Source organism: Leifsonia sp. PARNA 1/14 (genome assembly GCF_055720965.1).
Window position 1 is genome coordinate 1 of the sequence record NZ_JBVQSP010000010.1, and the last position, 1,302, is coordinate 1,302.

General features: G+C 64.9%; 1 protein-coding gene. It reads right to left on the minus strand.

Annotation, left to right across the window (positions count from 1 at the left end):
• Positions 1 to 49: 49 nt before the first annotated feature.
• Positions 50 to 1,228, minus strand: coding sequence for an IS481 family transposase (locus AC0HS0_RS18980; RefSeq protein ID WP_472965704.1), 1,179 nt, complete (start codon positions 1,226 to 1,228; stop codon positions 50 to 52).
• Between the last annotated feature and the right edge of the window lie 74 nt (positions 1,229 to 1,302).

Sequence of the window (1,302 nt, forward strand, 5' to 3'; positions counted from 1 at the left end):
GTGTGATGAGTCGGGACATATGTTCTAGATGAGTCGCGACAGTGGTTACTTAGAGAGAGCCCGGCCATCGGCCGGGCTCTCTTTGTTCGTTGCGCCAGTAGCTTCGGGTGGGGTCGATGGTGTGGGTGGAGAGTATTTCGCCGGTGTTGAGGGCGATGACGGTGACGGTGGTGTCGTCGAGCATTGCGAGGATGCGGGTGCCGCGGTGGTGGGCGCCGATGCCGAGGTGGTGCATTCTGCCGGCTCGGCGCAGGCTGATTTTGCCGTGTTGGTCGATGTGGTCGTAGCGGATCCGGTAGTGGCCGGGGGTGCGTGCGTCGGCGGGGAGTGCTTTCGGGGTGGCTCGGTAAGCCTGCCCGGGCGTTGATCGGTTGAGGGCCCGGTGGGGTCGGTTTTCGTTGTAGTGCTGCCGGAAGGTATCCAGCTGGGCTTGCAGTTCGGGCAGGCTGGTCGCGGCGGGGTGGGCGGTGAGCCAGCGTTTCTGGGTTTGGTGGAAGCGTTCGATTTTGCCCTGGGTTTGTGGGTGGTTCGGGGAGCCGTTCTTTTGGGTGACTCCGAGCAGCGGCAGCAGGTATTCGAAAGCGTTGCGGCCGCCGCCGAACCGGGCGGTGTAAACCCTGCCGTTGTCAGTGAGGGTGGAGGCGGGGACGCCATGCAGCTCGGTCGCGGTGAGGAAGGTGGCGACGACGTCGTCGCCGGTGACCGGACGGTGAACGGTGCAGGCAAGGAGGTAGCGGGAGTGGTCGTCCAGCCAGTTCAGGATCTCGATATCGGTGCCGTCGGCCAGGTGCCAGTGAGTGAAGTCGGACTGCCAGGTCTCGTTGGGTTGCGCGGCCTGGAAGCGGACGTAGGAGGAGCGAGGTCGTTTGCGGGGTTCCGGGACAACGAGACCGGCGGCGTGCAGGATGCGGCGGATGGTCGAGGTCGACGGAGCGGTTAGGCCTTCCTGTTCGAGGTGCCAGCCGATGGTCACCGGGCCGGCGTCCAACCCGTTCGCGGTCAGCTCACGGCGCAGTTGGAGGACCCGGTCGGTGACCTCATCGGTGGTGCGGTGCGGGTTGGTGTGCGGGGACCGCGAGCGTGGTTCGACGGCGTCGAGGCCGCCTTCTCGGTAGCGGGCGAGGAGTCGATGCAGATGCTGGCGGCTGATCCCGTACTCGGCAGCGGCTGCCGAGACGGTGAGTTGCTTGGAAACGACCTTCAACACGGCGACCCGATTCTTCGACACGAGAGCGACTGTCGCCTATGACGCGACTCAGGTGTCACCTATCAACTGTCACCTATGTCGTGAACCCAGACACC